Origin of the sequence: Noviherbaspirillum soli (genome assembly GCF_015352955.1) — a bacterium.
Taxonomy (GTDB): Bacteria; Pseudomonadota; Gammaproteobacteria; order Burkholderiales; family Burkholderiaceae_D; genus Noviherbaspirillum_A; species Noviherbaspirillum_A soli.
This window is the reverse complement of sequence record NZ_JACYOX010000031.1, coordinates 42,388-63,638: the sequence shown is the minus strand read 5'-3', so window position 1 is coordinate 63,638 and position 21,251 is coordinate 42,388. Positions and strand designations below refer to the sequence as shown.

Annotated in this window: 19 protein-coding genes; 13 read left to right on the top strand and 6 right to left on the bottom strand. The window is 58.4% G+C overall.

Annotation, left to right across the window (positions count from 1 at the left end; translation table 11 throughout):
* Window positions 1-198: 198 nt before the first annotated feature.
* Together IGW04_RS19225 and IGW04_RS19220 are read left to right on the top strand one after the other, a co-directional pair.
* The gene (locus tag IGW04_RS19225) at window positions 199-735 is read left to right on the top strand and encodes a dihydrofolate reductase family protein (protein WP_194714710.1); all 537 of its coding nucleotides are present in this window, start codon (window positions 199-201) and stop codon (window positions 733-735) included.
* A 38-nt stretch (window positions 736-773) separates the two neighbouring features.
* Entirely contained in the window at window positions 774-1,289 is a 516-nt protein-coding gene (locus IGW04_RS19220; protein ID WP_228527211.1) for a TetR/AcrR family transcriptional regulator, read from the top strand.
* 467 nt (window positions 1,290-1,756) lie between these two features.
* Here IGW04_RS19220 and IGW04_RS19215 read toward each other — a convergent pair whose 3' ends face one another.
* A complete protein-coding gene (locus IGW04_RS19215) occupies window positions 1,757-2,068 on the bottom strand; it encodes a c-type cytochrome (protein WP_194714708.1) in 312 nt (103 codons plus the stop codon).
* Between the two features lie 167 nt (window positions 2,069-2,235).
* A complete protein-coding gene (locus IGW04_RS19210; protein ID WP_194714707.1) occupies window positions 2,236-3,501 on the bottom strand; it encodes a PQQ-dependent sugar dehydrogenase in 1,266 nt (421 codons plus the stop codon).
* Between the two features lie 1,068 nt (window positions 3,502-4,569).
* Here IGW04_RS19210 and IGW04_RS26240 point away from each other — a divergent pair.
* Complete coding sequence (locus IGW04_RS26240) at window positions 4,570-4,938, top strand: ISAzo13-like element transposase-related protein (RefSeq protein ID WP_194714706.1); 369 nt, start codon at window positions 4,570-4,572, stop codon at window positions 4,936-4,938.
* Here IGW04_RS26240 and IGW04_RS19200 read toward each other — a convergent pair.
* Together IGW04_RS19200 and IGW04_RS19195 are read right to left on the bottom strand one after the other, a co-directional pair.
* Window positions 4,904-6,214: an HD-GYP domain-containing protein gene (locus IGW04_RS19200; protein WP_194714705.1), complete on the bottom strand. Its 1,311-nt coding sequence runs from the start codon at window positions 6,212-6,214 to the stop codon at window positions 4,904-4,906. The two genes, IGW04_RS26240 and IGW04_RS19200, sit on opposite strands and share 35 nt — an antisense overlap.
* A gap of 788 nt (window positions 6,215-7,002) precedes the next feature.
* Window positions 7,003-7,962 (bottom strand): Bug family tripartite tricarboxylate transporter substrate binding protein, encoded by a 960-nt coding sequence (locus IGW04_RS19195; protein WP_194714704.1) that lies wholly within the window; start codon window positions 7,960-7,962, stop codon window positions 7,003-7,005.
* Between the two features lie 240 nt (window positions 7,963-8,202).
* On the opposite strand from IGW04_RS19195, the gene IGW04_RS19190 reads away from it, so the two are divergent.
* The 5 genes from IGW04_RS19190 to IGW04_RS19170 all read left to right on the top strand — a co-directional run bounded on the left by IGW04_RS19190 (window position 8,203) and on the right by IGW04_RS19170 (window position 13,459).
* Window positions 8,203-9,399, top strand: coding sequence for a CaiB/BaiF CoA transferase family protein (locus tag IGW04_RS19190; protein ID WP_194714703.1), 1,197 nt, complete (start codon window positions 8,203-8,205; stop codon window positions 9,397-9,399).
* Window positions 9,396-10,334 (top strand): hydroxymethylglutaryl-CoA lyase, encoded by a 939-nt coding sequence (locus IGW04_RS19185; protein ID WP_194714702.1) that lies wholly within the window; start codon window positions 9,396-9,398, stop codon window positions 10,332-10,334. Before IGW04_RS19190 ends, IGW04_RS19185 begins: the two co-directional genes overlap by 4 nt.
* Window positions 10,335-10,356: 22 nt before the next feature.
* Entirely contained in the window at window positions 10,357-11,760 is a 1,404-nt protein-coding gene (gene leuC, locus IGW04_RS19180) for a 3-isopropylmalate dehydratase large subunit (protein ID WP_194714701.1), read from the top strand.
* Window positions 11,760-12,395: a 3-isopropylmalate dehydratase small subunit gene (gene leuD, locus IGW04_RS19175; RefSeq protein ID WP_194714700.1), complete on the top strand. Its 636-nt coding sequence runs from the start codon at window positions 11,760-11,762 to the stop codon at window positions 12,393-12,395. Before leuC ends, leuD begins: the two co-directional genes overlap by 1 nt.
* Before the next feature lie 143 nt (window positions 12,396-12,538).
* The gene (locus IGW04_RS19170) at window positions 12,539-13,459 is read left to right on the top strand and encodes a LysR family transcriptional regulator (protein ID WP_194714699.1); all 921 of its coding nucleotides are present in this window, start codon (window positions 12,539-12,541) and stop codon (window positions 13,457-13,459) included.
* 49 nt (window positions 13,460-13,508) lie between these two features.
* Here the strand turns inward: IGW04_RS19170 and IGW04_RS19165 are convergent, their stop codons facing one another.
* The gene (locus IGW04_RS19165) at window positions 13,509-14,918 is read right to left on the bottom strand and encodes an MFS transporter (RefSeq protein ID WP_194714719.1); all 1,410 of its coding nucleotides are present in this window, start codon (window positions 14,916-14,918) and stop codon (window positions 13,509-13,511) included.
* Between the two features lie 48 nt (window positions 14,919-14,966).
* Window positions 14,967-15,296 (bottom strand): BON domain-containing protein, encoded by a 330-nt coding sequence (locus IGW04_RS19160; protein WP_194714698.1) that lies wholly within the window; start codon window positions 15,294-15,296, stop codon window positions 14,967-14,969.
* A 345-nt stretch (window positions 15,297-15,641) separates the two neighbouring features.
* On the opposite strand from IGW04_RS19160, the gene clsB reads away from it, so the two are divergent.
* The 5 genes from clsB to IGW04_RS19135 all read left to right on the top strand — a co-directional run bounded on the left by clsB (window position 15,642) and on the right by IGW04_RS19135 (window position 21,246).
* A complete protein-coding gene (gene clsB / locus IGW04_RS19155; RefSeq protein WP_323744884.1) occupies window positions 15,642-16,874 on the top strand; it encodes a cardiolipin synthase ClsB in 1,233 nt (410 codons plus the stop codon).
* Window positions 16,871-17,869 carry a lysylphosphatidylglycerol synthase domain-containing protein gene (locus IGW04_RS19150; protein WP_194714696.1) on the top strand — a complete coding sequence of 333 codons (999 nt, stop codon included), beginning with the start codon at window positions 16,871-16,873 and terminating at the stop codon, window positions 17,867-17,869. The genes clsB and IGW04_RS19150 overlap by 4 nt, the downstream gene beginning before the upstream one ends.
* Window positions 17,870-18,726: 857 nt before the next feature.
* The gene (locus tag IGW04_RS19145; protein ID WP_194714695.1) at window positions 18,727-18,888 is read left to right on the top strand and encodes a hypothetical protein; all 162 of its coding nucleotides are present in this window, start codon (window positions 18,727-18,729) and stop codon (window positions 18,886-18,888) included.
* Window positions 18,889-18,964: 76 nt separating this feature from the next.
* Window positions 18,965-19,834: an aKG-HExxH-type peptide beta-hydroxylase gene (locus tag IGW04_RS19140; protein ID WP_194714694.1), complete on the top strand. Its 870-nt coding sequence runs from the start codon at window positions 18,965-18,967 to the stop codon at window positions 19,832-19,834.
* Window positions 19,835-19,887: 53 nt separating this feature from the next.
* The gene (locus tag IGW04_RS19135) at window positions 19,888-21,246 is read left to right on the top strand and encodes a P-loop NTPase family protein (protein WP_194714693.1); all 1,359 of its coding nucleotides are present in this window, start codon (window positions 19,888-19,890) and stop codon (window positions 21,244-21,246) included.
* Window positions 21,247-21,251 lie beyond the last annotated feature (5 nt).

The following is a 21,251-nucleotide window of genomic DNA, read 5'->3' as shown; positions in this document are numbered from 1 at the left end:
CTTCTTATGCGAAAACATTCGGTTCCGGCTCAGTATCCCTACGTGGACCACCGCCGAACCCCGCACGCATTGATTCGAAACTGAATATCCTAGGGCTTTGCAGGCGTCAGAACACCGATTTTTCGCTTGGAGTTGACGCATCGCGGAGATGCTGAAAAATCTGTAATATATACGTTGTATATATAAGCTGGGGCGAACGTGATTACAGCACATGTTTTTATTGCTATAAGCGTGGACGGCTTCATTGCGCGTTCTGACGGCGACGTGAGCTGGCTAATGGAGCGCGATGACGCGGCGGAAGATCACGGCTATGCCGATTTCATCATTGACAAGGATGTCATCGTGATGGGAAGAGGGAGCTATGAGAAAATCGTATCGTTCGACATTTGGCCTTACGATCTGCCGGTCGTCGTTCTGTCAAAACAACTAACCGGCACGCCAATGCCGGACTCGCTGCAGGGAAAGGTGCGATTCTCCAACCTGTCCCCATCACAGACGATGGAAGAACTTGCGCGCCAGAACGTGCGGAAGGTGTATGTGGATGGGGGGCAGCTGGTTCAGTCTTTCCTGCGAAACGGACTGATCGAGGACATGGTGATTACCACGGTGCCGGTACTGATCGGCGCTGGAAAATCGTTGTTTGGCACATTGCCGCAAGATTTGAATCTGGCACTTGTTTCCAGTCGCAGCTTTCCTTCAGGCCTGGTGCAATCCACTTACCGGATCTCCCGGTGACGCGAGCGCGCGGCCGTCCCGTACAAGGCACGGGAGTGATGCGAGAGGAAATCCTGGACGCTGCGCTGCGACTGCTGGATGAAGGCGGCGGAAAAGGGTTGACAATGCGATCCCTCGCCGCGCGGTTGGATGTTACCCCAATGAGTCTTTATCACCACGTAGCCGATCGTGCAGGACTGTTACTGGCGTTGGCAGAGCGGGTCTACGGCGAAGTACTGGGCGCAATCGCTGTACCGACGAACCCTTGCGTTGAAATTCAGGAACTGCTAACCCGTTATCACGATGCCGTCGGAAGGCATCCGCAACTGACTCTGGAAATTTTTGCCGACCCTAAAGCGTTTGCCGGCGCGGTCCAACTGATTACCGCTCGCCTGACCTCGCTGCTTGCCATGCTCACGGCGGAGCCAGTTCTCTGGCGGGATATATTAATCGACCATGCGCATGGCAGTGGTCTGGCGATCATTTCCGCTCAAGCCAACCCACAGCGGGCCGTCCTGCTGCGGGAACAGTACCGGCATGCGTTAACCTGCCTGCTGGCGCGGTTGGGAGATTGAGAAAAGAAACCGAGCCGCTCCGCCCCAAAGGGATTTGTACGTCAGTTCCGGGTTACAAGCTGGTTTCCTGGATCTTCACGACAGACACTCAACGGCAAGGCCGGTCGTCCGCTTTTGGTCAGGACGCGCCTGGCGCCGAAGCGGACGCGACTCGTAGCGGACAGTCGTCTTTCCCCGAAGAAGGGGTTCAATACTCAGACTAACTGGCGTCGGAGCGCCAGGCGCAGAGGGAACCGCGATGGCCGTGAAAATGCCGAAGGCATGGCCGTCGTTGATTTTCGCGTTAAACCGCCAGTCAGATGCCATTTGCGATGCCGCTGAGCGCTTGGATCAGTGATCGAAACCTCATGGCATCGCACTATGCGCTTAAATGAAGAGACTTGACAGTCTGACGCTCAATAGTTACCACCAATCATAAGTTCAGTCTGATCACGCCCGTGGATCGCCTCCAAAGCCATTACACCAACTTATTTGGTTGCCAGGACGTATTCGGCCAGTTTCGTTGCGTCTGCTTCGGACACTTGTGGTTGGGGAGGCATGGGTGCCTGTCCCCACACCCCGGCGCCCCCAGCCTTGATCTTCTTGGCCAACTTGTCCACCGCGGTGGCATCGCCATTGTATTTTGCGGCCACGTCCTTCAAAGATGGCCCAAATCGCTTTTGATCAACGGCATGACACGCCATGCAGTTGGATTTCTTGAACAACTCTGCGTCTGCAACTGCAGATCCTGCTGCAAACAAGAAGCTCGTCGTGACGCATACAGACAAGACTCTACGCATACATTAATCCTTATTTAAAAATGGTCTTCGACCTTGTAATGCCGGCACGCGGGCACAAATCTACCAATTAACGTACTGTTTATCAGCATTGAAAACAGCCCATGCAGTGCTGGGTCTCTAGCGTTGCGCCAGGGCGCGATCTCAATGGAAATCGCGCCCTGCAGAGGTTATTTCGGGGTCATCTTATAGATTTCGCCTTCGTCGGTGGCAACATAGAGATTGCCATCGGGCCCTTGAACCACCGAGCGGAAGCGTCCTGCAGGCATTGGCAGCGATATCGTTGTGCGCTTCGCAGAGGTGCCATCCTTGGAGATATCAAGCAAGTCCAGGCGGTTGCCAACTGGCGTGCCGTGAATGCCGATGCCCATGAAGGACACAATCATCTTGCCATCCCAGTCCTTCCACCGCTTGCCGCTAAGGAAAGCGCCCGACGACAGGCCTTGCGACAGGCCGTCGTTGTTCCAGGCCGTCTTCATCGCATTTGGATACGCTTTCAAGTCGGTCATGGGCATAAACTTCACCCGTTCTTTCGGATCCATTGCACCCATCTGGTTTGGACTGTAGCCGCAGTAATTATCCGGACAGTCTTTGCGGCCGTTGACATTCGGTCGAGGATCCCAGCCGCCATTACCGCCAGCTTTCAATACCGTGACTTCATCGCTATGCCACGGACCGTTTTCAGCCGTCACCGCCTGATTGGTACCTGGGCGGAACGCAATGCCTTGCGGATTGCGATGGCCGTAGGTATAAATGCGCGGATCGAACCCCTTTGGGGCACCGTTGTCGGGGGCAGCGTTGCCTTCGCGGTCGATACGCAGCACCTTGCCGCCAATCTTGGTCGGGCTTTGTGGCACTTCGCCGTTGTGGGTGTCGCCTGTGGTTACATAGAGGAATCCGTCGCCAGGGCTGAAGCGGATGCGCCCGCCATTGTGCGCGCCCGGCCCGCCGAACGGATGGTCGCTGGCTGCTGGCTTGTAGGCGATGTCAGTGACAATGTCCTTGCGGTCGGAAACCTTGGTATTGTCTGCGTTGACGACGAAACGCATGACACGATTGGTCCCGGGCGCCGTCATGTTGGAAGCTGAATACACGTATATAAAACGGTTTTTGGCAAAGTCGGGATCAACTGCTACCCCATTCATGCCGGCTTGGCCTTCGCAAAACAGGTCGGCTGCCGTTGTATCGTAATCCTTCGAATCCTTCATTCCCAGCAGTTTGGTAACGGTACCTGAAGAGGATCGTACCGATAAACCATTGCACTTTTCAGTGAAGAACATCGTGCCGTCTGGCAAGAAGGCCATATCCCAGGGATTGGTCAACTTGGATAAGACCGGTGCAGCGGACAGATTTGGAGCGGCCGCGGCGGCAGCACCCGAAGCAACTACCCCGGCGGTTGCCAAAAACATGGAGCTAACGAATCGTATATAGCGCATAGCGTCGTCTTCCTTTTTGTATTTTGAATGGGATATCCGCAGGGACAAGACTGACAGTCGGTTCCAACGGCATACCGAGTATAGGTAGTTGCTGCAGCGTCATCAAAACATAAAAACCTATCACGGCAATAGAGCTGTTCAATCAGCGTTACAGGTGCGTGAAATCTGATTGATTTCATGCACTCGTTTTTGCTTCAAAGAATTCACCCAGGATGATCTTCAGAAATAGCGCATTTCTTAATCTTGCTTATTTTCAATCGCAATAACTTTCTCTCATTCGCAAGTGTCTATACCAGCTTTATGCAAAAATCTATTCCCGCAATGATTTGCGTACGGACCACCACTGCTTTGGTTGCAAGCAACGTTTCTCTAGGAACCCCGCTTGGCATGTCTCCTTTCAGGCAGACTTTGCGTGCTCGCTACTGCCGTTATGCCACTAAAGCTGAAATACGATTCTGGCAAGCAAACGTTTGGATAAAAGCGGCGAGCAGCGACTCAGCAACATGCTGACGTCGATGCTTCATCAGAACAGGAATCCAAGCAGCTATCTGTGGCCTGCGAAGAGATGCCCGCGGCGCTCTGGAACCACCAAAGAATTCCAATCCAGGACTATGGCGAACAAGTCGTCCATTTTCAGATCACAGGTGTCTGTGCCGCAGGCCGGAGCAAAAAGAAGAGCTTTAACCCATTAATCATTGTCCTCGCGGGCTTTGCGGCGGGCGCTACATTCCTTTCCTACCATCATGGGCCGAAGGCGTCCACCAGCCGATTGCGCGACAAGTAAAGAGCGGCCCTCGCCTGCTTTATTCAGCATTGCCTTAATTGGCGATTTTGAAAACGCAGGGAGCGCTTGGTGCAAATAGCCGAGCCGGTGCTGGTGCATGATTGGCCGCAGGATGCAATTGGCCAGGCTATCCCCTACCGCGTTTATGAATTCAGTGCCAATCAGGGACTTGTCTGTGTTGGGGATTGCCTTGCACGCCCCGCTTGGCCGGCTTTGCCGCATAGGCGACTGGCGAATGGTGGTTCGTCGAGGGGCTGGAGCGCTATGGCAATTCGCATCGCTGATTGATCCTGGCCGATACGGGTGGCTCCCATAGTTACCCGCCGCGTGTATCGAAGGCATGCTTACAGGCACTCAGCGATACTGCCGTCTTGCCGATTACGGTGCGCCACTATCCGCCGGGGATGTTCAAAATGGAATCCACTCGAGCACCGCTCGTTCAGCCTCATCAGCGTGAATCGGGCGGACGTTCCACTGCGGAGGTTCGGAACAGCGATGAAATCACCTCGAACGGAATGCAGACCAAATCGATCAACTTATTTGTTGCTGAGCCCCTGACAGCCAGACTGATGTCTCTCATCCATTGGCCGCACGGGATACTGCCATCTCTTATTGGTTTCAGCCATGCACCCACATTTGATCGAGATTTTTGAATTTCCACTTATCCGGATTTTCCCAATCAACAATCTTGTCACGCGCATGTGACGCTGCCAGATCCAACACTTCCGGGGCGATATGTGTCATTGACTTCGTCGAGAAAAAGATCTTGACTTGCGGCTGCAGCAGGGAATTACGCCCTTGCTGCATAACTACGCCAAGCCGGCCCGATTCCAGGCGAACCAGAGTGCCAACGGGGTAGATCCCCACACTTTTGACGAACGCTTGGAAAATCACTGGATCAAAGTGACCTTTCCAGCCTGCCATCTGGCGGATTGCCTTGTTCGGACACCATCCTTCCTTGTACGGTCTGTTCGATGTAAGTGCGTCGTAGACATCGCAGACAGCGCCCATGCGCGCTAAGCGGCTGATTTGCTCGCTAGCCAGTCCATGCGGATAACCTGAGCCATCCCATTTTTCATGGTGATGCAACACCACGTCAAGGGCACCTTCAGACACTCCTTGCCCCTGCATTAGAATCCGGTGCCCAGACATTGGGTGCGACTTGATGATTCGGAACTCATCGTCGGTAAGTGAGCCTGGCTTGTTGAGGATGTCATTCGGTACAACCATCTTGCCAATGTCATGAAGCAAGCCAGCCAAGCCAGCCTCCTGCACGATACTCTCGGCCAGGCCTAGTTGGCGAGCAAGAGCTACCATCAGCGCGCAAACAGCCACCGAATGCATATAGGTATAATCGTTTTTGGTCTTAAGACGCACCAAGCCGATCAGCGCATCGGAATTTCGCAAAACCGATTGGGAAATCTCATCGACCACCGGCAACATGGTTTGCGCATCGACCGCCCGGCCCATGCGTAATTCCTGAAACATAGCCACCATTGCGCGTCGCGCCTTACCGCAGATAGCTGCTGCGCGCGCCCGCTCGGTATCCAATGGCGCCGGCCGTGGCTCGTCCGGCGCGACTGGCCGAGGATCGCCAAAGCCATACGATTCCGCGCGACTTTTGCTTTCCAGGGGTATTGTCGTTAAAGGTGACTCAGCCTTATTAGCGACACCATCTGCATTCGAAACATCATTTTCAGGCTTCGCTTCACTATCAGTCGAGAACTGCGCGGGGATGGATTCGAGATCGATTCCCTTGCTCGTATCGATCCATACGCTGGTAAAACCGTGCTCCAACAGGGTGTGAATATCCTGTTCATTAGATAGCAAAAATGCTGAGCGCCAGAATGGTGACTCAAACCAGCTTTCGCTGATCTTGGCTACATACATGCCTAGCTGTAACTCAGCTGTATCTATCTGTTTAAGCATGGCAATAAATTTCGACTATCGGATTACAGCTTTTTAATTTTTAAAAATGAGGAAACGGCCCTGGTTTCCCTTATGTTTTAAACGAGGTTGTATGCGAATGCAGAATCCATCTTGAAATCATTAATTTATTGCGCAAATGCAATATCGTACTCAAGTTGATCGCCTGATACAACTAGTTTTTTTAATATTTTTACTGTATTTACCTTGCAGCGATTGGCGTTGATGGAATTAATGCGTGAACAATGCTTTACGTAGACCAATTCCATACTCCTGTATAGCTTCTCACAATCGTTCTCCACTTCACGTTTGTACTCGCCTCTCAAAAATGCTTTTTCTAAAGGAAGAATGACGACCTCATCGAACCAAAGCAAAGGCGTTGTAATTGGGACATCGCATGAAAAGGTACTGCGCTATCCTGGCTTGATAAGTAAAGGCCGCCATATCCAGCCCAGTTACCAGAAGCGCATTATCAACGCCAACCTACAAGCAGCATTGGCCACTCTTCCGTCGCCAACCAGCGTAGCCTGGGTGAAGCAAGGCGAAACCCGGGATAACCCGATAACCAGTCGCCAAAATCCTCACAAGAGCGCAGCCGGCATTCGAAGGAACCTCCTGCCCGGCGCAAGCGGTTAGGTTCAGCGTCAGGGCTGCCGCTTCAACCCGGATGCCGGGGCATTTGCAGTTGGGGCCAAAAAATAAGACCGGCTGGTCCCGGGTTTCGCTACGCTCCACCCGGGCTATGCTTCTTACCCACGCTTACCCTTCAATCAAGGGTCGCATCGCACTACTCAATCCAGCGTGATGTGCGCCTTCTTGATCACATCCCCCCAGTAATCCAGTTCCTTCTTCACCAGGCTGCCCAGCGCTTCCGGCGGCAGGTAACGCACTTCAACGCCCTGCGTGGCGGCGCGGGTCATGGTTTCAGGCTGCTCCAGCGCCAGCTTGATGTCGTGGGTCAGCTTGGCGATCACGGGCTGCGGCGTGGCGGCTGGCGCGAACAGGGCGACCCAGGCTTCCAGCTCGAAGCCCGGCACGCCGGCTTCGGCCGTGGTGGGCACATTCGGCAGGTTCGGATGGCGCGACTTGCCGGCCACCGCCAGCGCCTTCAGCTTGCCCGACTGGATATGCTGGATCACCGAGGGCGGCGTGGTGATGAACATCTGCACCTGGCCGGCCAGCACGTCCTGGATGGCCTGGCCCGAGCCCTTGTAGGGCACATGGGTGATGGAAGTGCCGGTCTGCTGCTTGAACAGCTCGGTGCCCAGATGCGACAGCGAGCCATTGCCCTGCGATGCATAGTTGACCTTGCCCGGGTTCTTCTTCAGGTAGTCGATCAATTCCTTCAGGGTGTTAACCGGCAGCGAGGGATGCACGGTGATCACATTGGTTGCCACCGCCACCAGCGCCACCGGCGCGAAGTCCTTGGGCGCCCAGGGCAGGTCCTTCATCAGCCAGGGATTGCCGGTGTGGTAGGCGGAATAGGAAGCCAGCAGGGTGTAGCCGTCCGGTTTGGCGCGGCCCACTGCCTGGTAGGCAATGTTGCCGCTGCCGCCCGGACGGTTGTCGATGACCACCGATTGCTTGATCACCTTCGCCAGCGGATCGCCGACCAGGCGGGCCGAGGTGTCAACCAGACCGCCGGGCGGATTGGGGACCACGATGGTGATGGACTTGCTCGGGAAGTCCTGGGCGTAGGCGGTTGCGGCGGATGCGGCCAGCAGCGCGGTGCAGGCGAGTTTGCGTAACATGGTTTGTCTCCAACATTCTTAGGTCACAGGGAAGTTCTGGCACCGCTGGCCCCGGTCTACGCAGATCGCGGCGTCATCACGCGGGGATTGGCTGGCAGGCCGGATCATATAATCGTTTTGCCATGCCGGCGCATGCCCGGCCTTCGTCATTGGCGAAAGCCGGCTTAGCGAAATACGACTTTGGACGGCGCCATGCCGCGCTGCACACTCCATGCCATTCTTTCAGCATCGGGAATGGACATGGACAAGCAGATTCTTTCCGGCATCAGGGTACTGGAGCTGGGCCAGCTGATTGCCGGCCCCTTCGCGGCCAAGACGCTGGCCGACTTTGGCGCGGAGATCATCAAGGTGGAAACGCCGGGCGACGGCGACCCGCTGCGCAAATGGCGCATGCTGCACAACGGCACCTCGGTCTGGTGGCAGGCGCAGTCGCGCAACAAGCAGTCGGTCTGCATCGACCTGCGCCAGCAGGAAGGCCAGGCGCTGGTGCGCCGCCTGGCGGAATCCGCCGACATCCTGATCGAGAACTTCCGCCCCGGCACCATGGAGAAATGGGGCATGGGCTGGGAAGAACTGCATAAGCTGAACCCGAAGCTCATCATGCTGCGCATCTCGGGCTACGGCCAGGACGGACCCAAGCGCGACGAGCCGGGCTTTGCCGCCGTTGCCGAGGCCATGGGCGGCATCCGCTACATCACCGGTGAGCCGGGCCGGGTGCCGGTGCGCGCCGGCGTGTCGCTGGGCGATACCGTCGCCGGCCTGCATGGCGCGCTGGGCGTGCTGCTGGCCCTGTACCAGCGCGATGCCCGCGGCGGCGTGGGCCAGATGATCGACGTGGCGCTGTACGAATCCATCTTCAACCTGAGCGAGAGCCTGCTGCCGGAATACTCGGCCTTCGGCGCCATCCGCAAGCCGGCCGGCGGCGCCCTGCCCGGCATCGCGCCCTCGAATGCCTACCGCTGCGCCGATGGCGAATATGTGCTCATCGCCGGCAATGGCGACTCCATCTTCAAGCGCCTGATGGCCCTGATCGGCCGCCAGGACCTGGCAGACGACCCGGCGCTGGCGCGCAACGACGGCCGCGCCGCGCGCGTGGAGGAGATCGACGCCGCCATCGAAGCCTGGACCAGCACGCTCGGTCTCGATGCGGCGCTGGAACGGCTGACAGCCGCCTCGGTGCCGTCCGGCCGCATCTATTCCGCCAAAGACATCGCCGAGGACCCGCACTACCGGGCGCGGGGCGTGATCGAGAAGGTGCGCTCCGCCGATGGCCTGGAAGTGGACGTGCCGGGCATCATCCCCAGGCTGTCGGGCAATCCGGGCGCAATCCATGCGCGCGGCCCGACCCTGGGCGAACACACCGACGCCGTACTCGGCCAGGCCGGCCTCACCGCCGAAGACATCAATGCATTGAAAGCAAAGGGAATCGTGTCATGAGCGAACGCATCGAGATCAACGAGGTATCGCCGCGCGACGGCCTGCAGATGGAAAAGGCATTCGTGCCCACCGAGAACAAGATCGCCTATATCGACGCGCTGTCGGCCTGCGGTTTTGCACGCATCGAAGTCACCTCCTATACCTCGCCCAAGGCGATCCCGACGCTGGCCGATGCCGACGCTGTAATGGCCGGCATCCGCCGCGTGCCCGGCGTGCGCTACACAGCGCTGGTGCCCAACCTGCGCGGCATGGAGCGCGCAGTTGCAGGCAAGCCGGACGAGATCAACCTGGTGATGTCGGTCAGCGAAACCCACAACCGCGCCAACCTGCGCATGACGCGCGAGCAGTCGCTGGCCGGCCTGCAGGACGTGCTGCGCGAAGCCGGAAAGCTCGGCCTGCCATGCAATGTATCGCTGTCCACCGCCTTCGGCTGCCCTTTCGAGGGCGAGATCGAGCAGGCTGAAGTGCTGCGCCTGGCGCAGGCGCTGGCTGATTCCGGCGCGGCGGGCATTACCGCCTGCGACACCACTGGCATGGCCCACCCGGAGCAGGTGCGCCAGCTCAGCACCGTGCTGCTGCAGCAATTGCAGACCCCGGTGACGATCCACCTCCACAACACCCGCGGCATGGGTCTGGCCAATGCGCTGGCGGCTTACGGCGCGGGCATCCGGCGCTTCGACGCCGCATCCGGCGGCCTGGGCGGCTGCCCTTACGCACCCGGCGCCAGCGGCAATGTCAGCACCGAGGAACTGGTCCACATGTTCAACGCCATGGGCTATGAAACCGGCGTCGATGTCGACCAGCTGCTGGAAGTGGTGGGCACGCTGTCCGGCCTGGTGGGCCGCACGGTGACGAGCCAGCTGGCACAGGCCGGCACCCGCCTGCGCCGCTATGCGCCCCCGGTCTGGCTCGCAGAGAAATTCCCGCAGGCCTGAGACTGACCGAGAAGGAGGAGACATGAACAGAACGCTCTACGACAAATTGTGGGAACGGCACGCGGTGCATGTCGAGGAAGACGGCACCACCCTGCTCTACATCGACCGCCACCTGCTCAATGAAGTGATGAGCCCGCAAGCCTTCGAAGGCCTGCGCATGGCGGGCCGCAAGGTGTGGAACATCCGTTCCAACCTGGCCGTGGCCGACCACAACATCCCGACCACGGACCGCTCGGTGGAGATCGCCGACCCGGTATCGAAGCTGCAGGTCGAGACGCTGACAAAAAACTGCGGCGAGTTCGGCGTCACCGAGATCGGCATGCGCGACGCGCGCCAGGGCATCGTGCACGTGATCGGCCCCGAGCAGGGAATTACATTGCCGGGCCTGACTGTGGTATGCGGCGACAGCCATACCAGCACCCATGGCGCCTTCGCCTGCCTGGCCTTCGGCATCGGCACCTCGGAAGTCGAGCATGTGCTGGCCACCCAGTGCCTGCTGGGCAAGAAGTCGAAGAACATGTTGGTGCGCTTCGATGGCACGCTGCCGGCCGGCGTGACCGCCAAGGACATGGCGCTGGCCCTGATCGGCCGGATCGGCACCGCCGGCGCCACCGGCTATGCGATTGAATATGCCGGCGACGCGGTGGAAGCACTGTCGATGGAAGGCCGCATGACGCTGTGCAACCTGACGGTGGAAGGCGGTGCCCGCTGCGGCATGGTGGCTGTGGACGACAAGACCATCGCCTACCTGCGCGGCAGGCCCGGCGCGCCGCAGGGCGAAGCATGGGATGCGGCAGTGGCCTACTGGCACACCCTGAAAGGCGATGACGGCGCCGCATTCGACCGCCAGGTGGTGATCGACGTCAGCCGCATCAGCCCCGCGGTAACCTGGGGCACCTCGCCCGAGATGGTGACCACGGTCGATGGCTGCGTGCCTGACCCGGCACAGGAAGCCGACCCGGTCAGGCGCGAGGGCATGGCGCGGGCGCTGGCCTACATGGGACTGTCGCCATCGACGCCCATCACCGACATTCATCTGGACGTGGTCTTCATTGGCTCCTGCACCAACTCCCGCATCGAGGACATGCGCGCCGCGGCGCAGATCGTGCGCGGCCGCAAGGTGGCGCCGAACGTGCAGCAGGCGCTGGTGGTGCCCGGTTCCGGCATGGTCAAGCGCCAGGCCGAGGAAGAAGGCCTGGACCGCATCTTCATCGACGCCGGCTTCGAATGGCGCGAACCCGGCTGCTCGATGTGCCTGGGCATGAATGCCGACCAACTGCGGCCGGGGCAGCGCTGCGCGTCGACCTCGAACCGCAACTTCGAGGGCCGGCAGGGCGCAGGCGGCCGCACCCACCTGGTCAGCCCGCAGATGGCGGCCGCCGCCGCGATCATGGGGCATTTCGTCGATGTGAGGGAGTGGCAGTAATGGAAAAATTCATCGCCCATGAAGGCCTGGCGGCGCCGCTGGACCGGGCCAATGTCGATACCGACGCGATCATCCCGAAGCAGTTCCTGAAGTCGATACGGCGCAGCGGCTTCGGCCCCAACCTGTTCGACGCCTGGCGCTATCTCGACATCGGCGAGCCCGACCAGGACAACAGCGGCCGGCCCGTCAACCCGGAATTCGTGCTGAATGAACCGCGCTACCAGGGCGCATCCATCCTGCTGGCGCGCGAGAACTTTGGCTGCGGCTCGTCGCGCGAGCATGCGCCGTGGGCGCTGGCGGACTATGGCTTTCGCGTGGTCATTGCGCCCTCCTTCGCGGAAATCTTCTTCAACAACTGCTTCAAGAACGGCCTTCTGCCCATCGTGCTGCCGGAGCAGGAAGTCGATGCGCTGTTCCAAGCGGTGACGGCCACGCCAGGCTTTCGCATGGCGGTGAGCCTGCAGGACCAGGTGATCCGTCTTCCCGATGGCGCGACGATAGGCTTCGAGGTCGACCCGTTCCGCAAGTACCGCCTGATCAATGGCCTGGACGACATCGGCCTGACGCTGCAGCATGCGGACAAGGTGCGGGCCTACGAGGCAATGCGGAGGCAGCAGGAGCCCTGGGCGGTCTGAGCCGGCGTGCCAACCGGGGTCGGCATGCTGGAACAGCGGTGTGCAGGCCACGTGCCTGTTGTGGCAGAATGCGACGCGGCGCCCGCCATCCGGCGGCGCCGCCGCTGCCCGCGCAACCGGCAGCCAGTCGCCAGGAACCCGCCTTGAATCTCGCCCGCTTCGATCTCGTCAGCCTCCAGCTTTTCGTTGCCGTTGCCCGCAGCGGCAGCATTACCCGCGGCGCCAGCCAGTGCCATCTGGCAGTGGCCGCGGCCAGCAAGCGCATATCGGACCTAGAAAAGCATCTCGGCGTGTCGCTGCTCTACCGCCATGCCAACGGCGTGAAGCTGACCGAAGCCGGCCATGTCTGCTTCCAGCATGCGCTGGACGTGCTGGAGAGCGTGGAGCGCCTGTCCGGCGCGATGTCGGACTATGCGGCCGGCTTGCGCGGGCAGATCCGCATCTGGGCCAACACCTCCGCCATCACCCAGTTCCTACCGGACGACCTGAGCGCCTTCATGCGCGCCCATCCCGGCATCCGCATCACGCTGGAAGAGCGCAACAGCATTGAAGTGGTGGCGGCGCTGCGCGAGAACCGCGCCGATATCGGCATCTTCGCCGAACGCACCCAGACCGAAGGCGTGGCAGTCTTTGAATACCGCCGCGACCAGCTGGTGCTGGTCACGCCCAGGGATCACCCGCTGGCGCAGCGCAAGAGCCTGTCGCTGGCCGATGCACTCGACTATGACTTCGTCAGCCTGGCCGATGCCACCTCGCTGGCCGAGCGCCTGCATGCGGAAAGCAGCCGGCTGGAAAAGCCGCTGCGGCTGCGCATCCACGTGCGCAGCTTCGACGCCGTGTGCGGCATGATCCGCACCGGCCTGGGCATCGGCGTGCTGCCGCAACTGGCTGCGCAGCCGCATGTGAGGTCGATGGGATTGAAGATGATCCGCCTGACAGACGCCTGGGCTCAGCGCACCCTGCTGATGGGCTTGCGCGATATCGAGGCGCTGCCATTGCCGGTGCGGCTGCTGGCGGGGGAGCTAAGCGAGCAAGCGGCGGGCGCGTTGGGCGTAGGAAAATAATGTGTTGCCGAGCGAAACGCCCGATCGACAAGGCGCGTTGTTTGCCGTACTACCCAAGCCTCGCCACTTCCTCCAGCGACTTGCGTTCCGCATGCACCGCATGCCGCATCGCCAGCAGGCCGGCGAGTATGGCCAGCGCCCCGCCCAGCCCATAACCGGCGGCCACCGAGGCACGGTCGCCGCTGTCGATCAGCCAGCCGAACAGCACCGGCGCAATGAAGCCGCCGGTGCCGGTGCCGATCGCATAGAAGATCGAGATCGCCAGCGCCCGCATTTCCAGCGGAAAGACCTCGCTGGCGGTGAGATAGGCGGAGCTGGCGGCAGCGGAAGCGATGAAGAATACCGCGCTCCAGCAGATCGCCAGGCCAGTCGCGCTCAGCCAATCCGCGAGGAAGGCCCAGCCTATCAACGCCAGGCCTATGCCGCTGGCGATATAGGTCAGCGAAATCATGCGGCGCCGGCCCAGGCTGTCGAACAGGGGGCCAAGGAAAAAGGGGCCAAGCACATTGCCCAGCGCGAAGGGAAAGATGTAGAGCGCCACCCGGTTGTCCGGCACCTGGAAGAATCGGGTGAGCACCAGGGCGTAGGTAAAGAAGATGGCGTTGTAGACAAAGGCCTGCGCCACCATCATCGATAGCACCACCAGGCTGCGCATGCGGTAGTCCAGCAGCAGCAGCGAAAACACTTCGCGCAATGGCGGCGTGCCGCGGCCGCTGGCATGCAGGCCAGGGGCCGCTGGCGCCAACGCGCCGTGCTGGCGTTCGACCTGCGCCTCGATGTCTTCGATGATGCGCCGCGCTTCCTCCTCCCGGCCATGCATCAGCAGCCAGCGCGGACTTTCAGGGACATGGCGACGGATCAGCACGATCGCCACCGCCAGCACCGCGCCCAGCACGAAGCAGGCGCGCCAGCCCAGCGCCGGCCCCAATACCCGCGCATCCAGCATGACCAGGCTCAGTGCCGCGCCCAGTGCGGCGCCGACCCAGAAGCTGCCGTTGATGAACAGCGCCACCCGGCCGCGCACCCGCGCCGGGATCAGTTCGTCGATCGCGGAATTGATGGCGGCATACTCGCCGCCTATGCCCAGGCCGGTGATGAAGCGGCAGATGGAAAGAAACAGGAAGCTGGTGGAAAACGCGGTGGCCAGGGTGGCCAGCATGTAGACCGCCAGCGTGATCATGAACAGCTTCTTGCGGCCCAGCCTGTCGGTCAGGCGGCCAAAGATTAGCGCGCCCAGCACGGCGCCGGCAATATAGATCGATCCGGTCCAGCCGACCTGCGCGGCGCTCAAGGCCAGCGTATCAGGCCGCTCCAGCACGCTGCCGATGGACCCGATCAGCGTGACTTCCAGGCCGTCGAGCACCCAGGCAATGCCCAGCGCCATGACCACGCGCCAGTGCCAGCCGGACCATGGCAAACGGTCAAGCCGGCCCGGAATGTCGCTGGCGGCGGATGACATCGCGATAAAGAGACAGGAAGCGGGCCGCCGGCGGCGGCCCATGGGCAATTAGCCGGTGATGATCATCTGGTTGTCGATCGACTTCACGCCCGGCACTGCCTTGACCAGCGCCTCGGCCTTGCGGCGCAGCGCCAGCGACTTGATGTCGCCCTTGAGCTTGACCACGCCGGCGCTGGTGCTGACGTCGATCTTGAATGCATTCAGTTCCGGGTCTGCCTGCAAGGCGCCCTTGGCGCGCGCGGTGATGGCGCTGTCGTCCATCGCCTGGCCGGCGCCCTGCTGGGAAGCCTTGCTGGTGTCAGCCGTGTCCTTCATTCCGGCGCATCCAGTGGCGATCAGGGCGGCGGCGATAACGGCGATGAGGCGGGGGGTCTGCATGTGTTGCTCCTTATTGATATTTATAGGCAGGAAGATGTGGCAGCGCGCTGCGAAGCGGCGTCCGGCAAGTCCCGGCCAGAGTCTACTGCCTAAGCCCCGCGCCTTCAACCTTCAGCGCCGTGCAGGTGGTTTATTTCATGCATGCGCCAAGGTTGCCGGCTTTCCATTCGGCATTGAACGACATCGGTCGGGTCACGAGGAGCATTTGCCTTTTCGTTGATCAAATGCACGACGCTTTCGGGCCTTTTGAGGCACATTGCAGTTCATGCCCGTACAGCCTGCATTGCGTCCATGCTGCCCGTCGCAGCGGCATCATCGACAACAACCCCAACGAAAGCACTGCCCGTGAAAGAAAACTGGATAAGCGGAAACCGATTCACGCTGCTGGAGAACGGCGAGGCTTTCTTTCCGCGTGTCTTCGAAGTGATCGCGGCAGCGGAACGGGAAGTGCTGATCGAGACCTTCATCCTGTTCGAGGACAAGGTGGGGCGCGAACTGCATGCAACCCTGCTGGCTGCCGCCCGGCGCGGGGTGCGCATCGAGCTGACGATTGACGGCTGGGGCTCTCCCGACCTGTCGGACAGCTTCATCGGCTCCCTGATCGAGGCCGGCGTGATCTTCCATGTGTTCCAGCCTGCGCCCAAGCTGTTTCGCCGATTCCATGTGTTTCGCCGCATGCACCGCAAGCTGGTGGTGGTGGACGGCAAACGCGCCTTCATCGGCGGCATCAATTACTCGGCGGACCACCTGGCGGATTTCGGCCCCGAGGCCAAGCAGGATTATGCAGTCGAAGTCGAAGGTCCGATCGTGGCCCATATCCACAGCTTCGCGCTGGCTGCCGTGGCTGGCGAAACCCCGAAGCGCCGCTGGTTTCATCGCCGTCCGAAATGGCCGCAGCCGGCTTCCCTGCCTTCGGCTGGCGATGCCCGCGCGCTGTTTGTCTGGCGTGACAACCAGGAACACAAGAATGACATCGAGCGCCAGTACCGCCTGGCGTTCCGGCTTGCGCGGGAACGCATCATCGTGGCCAACGCCTATTTCTTCCCCGGCTATCGCTTCCTGCGCGAACTGCGCAAGGCGGCGCGGCGCGGCGTGAAAGTGGCGCTAATCCTGCAGGGCACGCCGGACATGGCCATTGTCAAGACCGCGGCTTCCATGCTGTATCACCACCTGCTCGGTTCGGGCGTCGAAATCCACGAGTACTGCAAGCGTCCGCTGCATGGCAAGGTCGCGCTGGTGGACGACACCTGGGCCACGGTCGGTTCCAGCAATCTCGACCCGCTCAGCCTGTCGCTGAACCTCGAAGCCAATGTAATGATCCACGACCCCGCCTTCAATGCGCAGCTGAGCGCAAGCCTGGAAAACCTGATGCAGCACAGCTGCACCCGGATCGACATCAAGGATCTGCAGGAATCCGATACCTGGCGGCCGATACGCACCTTCTTCCTGTTTCATCTGCTGCGCCGCTATCCCTCCTGGGCCGGCTTCCTGCCGGCGCACACGCCGCGCCTGGCCTCGCTGCGCGCGCCGGACAATCCTGATGGTGCCGGCGACCTGAACCAGTCGGCGATGCAATGAGCGCCAGCGGCGACACCGCGAGCCTGCGGGAACGGCGGCCGGCGGGGGAACAATCAGCGCGGCAGACAAAGCCCTGGTGGCACTGGACCAAGCGCCTGCTCAAGATCTGCTTCCTTGCCCTGGTTGCTTACCTGCTGTTCAGGCAGGCCAGGTCGATCGAATGGGACAAGGTCGCGGCGGCGATCTACCAGCGCAGCGTGCCCGCGCTGCTGGCAGCGGCCGGCCTAGCGGCTGCCAGCCACCTGCTCTATGCCTGCTTTGACCTGATGGGCAAGCATCTCACGGGACACAGGCTGCCGGCCAAGACAGTCATGGGCATCACCTTCGTCTGCTATGCGTTCAACCTGAACCTGGGCAGCGTAATCGGCGGCGTCGCCATGCGCTACCGGCTGTATTCGCGTTTTGGCCTCGACAGCACGGTCATTACCCGCATTGCCGCCAACAGCATGCTGACCAACTGGAGCGGCTACCTGCTGCTGGCCGGGCTGGCGTTCTGGTGGCGGCCCCTGCCGCTGCCGGACGAGTGGAAGCTCGACAGCGGCGGACTGCGCCTGGTGGGCATGGCGATGGTGGCCGCGGCGCTGGCCTATGTGCTGCTGTGCGCCTTCGCGAAACAGCGCGACTGGACGCTGCGCGGCCACGGCATCACGCTGCCGCCATGGAGGCTGGCGGTGGTGCAGTTGCTGGTTTCCAGCGCCAACTGGCTGCTGATGTCGGGACTGGTGTATCTGCTGCTGCAGCGGAAGATCGACTTTCCCACCGTGGTGGCGGTGCTGCTCACCGCCGCCATCGCCGGCGTGATCACCCATGTGCCGGCCGGCCTGGGCGTGCTGGAAGCGGTGTTCATTGCGCTGCTGTCGCAGCAATTGGGCCGCAATGAGTTGCTGGCCGCGCTGATTTTGTATCGCTTCCTGTATTACCTGGCGCCGCTGCTGCTGGCCTGCGTGGTGTACTTCGTGACCGAGGCGCGGACGAAGCGGCGCGGCGGGTGCTAGGCACTGACCACATCGGTCACCAAAGTCTCGTGCACCGCATGCCCATTAATTCTTCATACCCGCATGCGGCTGCAGCGATACCGCTGTGGCCAATTTTCCTAGACCGGTAACTCTGGAGCGCAAAGCCGCAACCGTACACAATGGGCGAGATTGCAGCCTCCGGCGGCGCAAGCCGGGTGACGTTATTACGATTGGCGCCAGCCTGGATCGCGACGAGCTGTGTGCTATTTGCGGCGGTGGCAAGAGGCTGCCTGAACTCTGGCGGCGCACGATCAGCGGGATTCAGAACTGCTTTTGATCCCCGCCCCAACAGCACGAAGTGAAAAATCAGCATCGACGATAACGCGGAAAATATCGAGGCGATTAGGAGCGCGCAGCCTGGACGGCAATACGCATTGCCACCGCTCCGTTACGCCGGCTTGCTGTCACTTGCTTAGCCGACGCTAGCAGCCCAGATCTGAACCATAAGCCATTACACCTGTTGGCTCGGTCCAACCCAGGCCGCTCCCGAGCATGTCAGCTGGCCGTCAGCGCGGTATGGCGCGATAGGGGGATACGCCCGGGATAGCTGAACCGCCTCGGCTTCGGAGGCAGCGGACATTACCAATCAGTCCCCATAATTCGTTATCAACGATAGCCTTCCCATTCCTGCATCCTGAATTTCTTGGCTGGACAGAGGAACTAAATCGGTCAAGAAGTTAGAGACACCCTTTAGTTCTTTTAAAAACCTTTTGAAGCCATGGCAGTTCCTGCCCAAACAAGTGAAGCAAGCTTTAATAATAGTTAAAAGTGCCGCTGCGGATTGTAATAATAGTGTCGCCATCGAATTGATGGCATTTAACTTAAAGGACCATTGCATGAACAAGATCAATTTTGATTCGGTCGTAAAATCTGCCGCTTCGAATGTGAACGAAAAAGACGTCGCTATTGCTAGTCAAGAAGTCGCTAGTCAAATCGAAGGACGTGCTTGGAACATGAACCAGCCACTGAACATGATCGCCTACGAAGATCAGAAGTAAATGATGTTTACACGTTCCCTATCAAAGGGAACGTGTAAAAAAAGACCGATCAAGGAAATAACTTAGGAGGATATCTATGATTCTGCAATTCGGATTTGAATCACAAATCGATAATGTGTTAAATTTAATTGGAACGATTGATTTCAACAGGGCTAAGAAAATTACTACTTTGAAAGAAGTCCAAACTGAATACCATTCACTAATCCAAAAAATGCAAATGAGAACTCCCGGCGGCGCGCCAGGCACGGTGAACGTTATTACCGATTTTGAGAAGGCAAAAACACTTCGACCGCTGTTCGTTAATGATTCTTTACTAGACGATAAAATGCAGGCGGATGTCATCACCGAAACGAAAGATGACGAAGCAACTGATAAAAAGGCTCTTATCCTTCGCGCCATCCATGAGTTGGGACTTTACTCCGAGGTACACAAGGCGCTGCTTGAGACTTTAATTACCGATATTTTTATATTACCATCCTCCCGGGCTAAAGCCGGCTCGACTTCCCAAGCGATTGGCGTAATTTGGGCCAATCCCAAAACGACGTACTCCCTGCATGACATGATAGAGATTCTGGTGCATGAAATGACCCATCATGCGATGTTCATCGATGAATTGCGTTACGTCCATTATTGCTATAGCGATGTAATGGATAAATCTACATGGGCACTATCGGCGATTCTCAACGTACCACGGCCACTCGATAAAGTTTTGCACAGCGCAGTTGTTGCAACAGAAATACTACTTATGCGAGCAAATTACATAGGCCATCCTGTGCTGACCAAAGTCCACCCGCCTACCAATATCATGCTGACTCAACTGAAGGACGCGATTGCTGCCACTGAAAAGGTGCTTTTGCAATACAAAGGAGCCGGGAAAATATTTACAGAACGCGCGAACGAAATTTTCCATAACGTACAACGGCAGGTCAAAGCTTTATCAGCCTGAATGTTAATCGCGTACAGGCTATCAGCGCCTATCATTATGAATAAAGAACAACTATGAGCCTGAATTGGCAAAGATGGCTTACAGTATTCAGGCATCCATCTGCATTATTGACTATAGCCCTTATAACTATCCATCAGTCGATAATCGCTTCGTCATCCTATTTTCTGACAAGGCTGATTGAATCGTTTCAGCAAGGCGATGAGTACAGTCATTACCTGTATTTATATCTCGCCGCGATGTTAATTCCCTATCTTCCTGGGTGTCTTTCCTTTATATCTCTGCAACGCTGGATTAATCAGGCACATAAAAGCCTTATCTATGGGATTGCGCAGACTGCCTATGGACGGACAGAGAAATTTCGTAATTCGATCGTTCGGGAACAGGTTGAATCGATAGTTTCCCGGAACTCGTTCATTACTATCAAAGAATATTTGTCATTTGTTCATGGATTTTTAGGCTTTGTCTTGAATAGCGCACTGAGTATGCTCGTACTTGGATTGCTCCTTCCTGGCAATCTATTCGGCGGCTATTTCCTCAGTGTGATTCTTTGCGCCGCATTCATTCTTTTGGTCAACAAGGCGATCAGCACCTACTCAGCAGAGAATGAGAGGCGCTTTATCAGCTACAGCGACAGCTTGTCGTCGATTTGGGACAATACTACCCTTGGCAACAAACTTAATTATAATAATTGGGCATTTCAAAGCCAGGACCTAGGAGAAAATTATTACAAGGGATCCAATGATCTCCAGTCGCTAAAACAATGCGGAAATCTCATTCTGGCGGCAGCAGCATTAGGCCCTACCATTTATTTAGTATTAAGCGCTGTGGAAAACAATGCAGCCCAGCCCGCATTGGTTGCGGCAATTATTGTCAACCTTACCCGTGTGTTCCATATTCTAAATTCCCTTAGTTCTTTGGTGAGTCAACTATTGGAATGGCCGTCTATGAATGCGCGTCTCGAAGTCATGTTCAGGGCAGAAAATCTTTTGTTGTCAGAAGATGACTTGCCTGCGAAACCGCTATCAAAAATCACTCTTAATGGGCAACGGATCAATGACTATGAATCCGTGGTGGAAGCGCTTAAACCCGTCCAGAAGGGTCGGTTTACGATTCGCGGCGGAAATGGCTCTGGGAAAAGCACACTACTTCTGGTTTTAAAGAAATTTTTCGGCGAGTCGGCAATTATGCTGCCCGCACATCACGGGCGACTTATATGGAGAGACGGCAACCCCAATCATTCAACGGGACAAAGAACCTTGCAACAAATACGCGAGATAGTGAGCGGGAATGATGTCAGAGTCGTTTTATTTGATGAATGGGACGCTAATCTTGACCACTGCAATAGGGAAACAGTCAATCAACTTTTGGACGAAATTGCCTCAAAGCTCCTCGTCATCGAGATCAGACATTAAAAGAG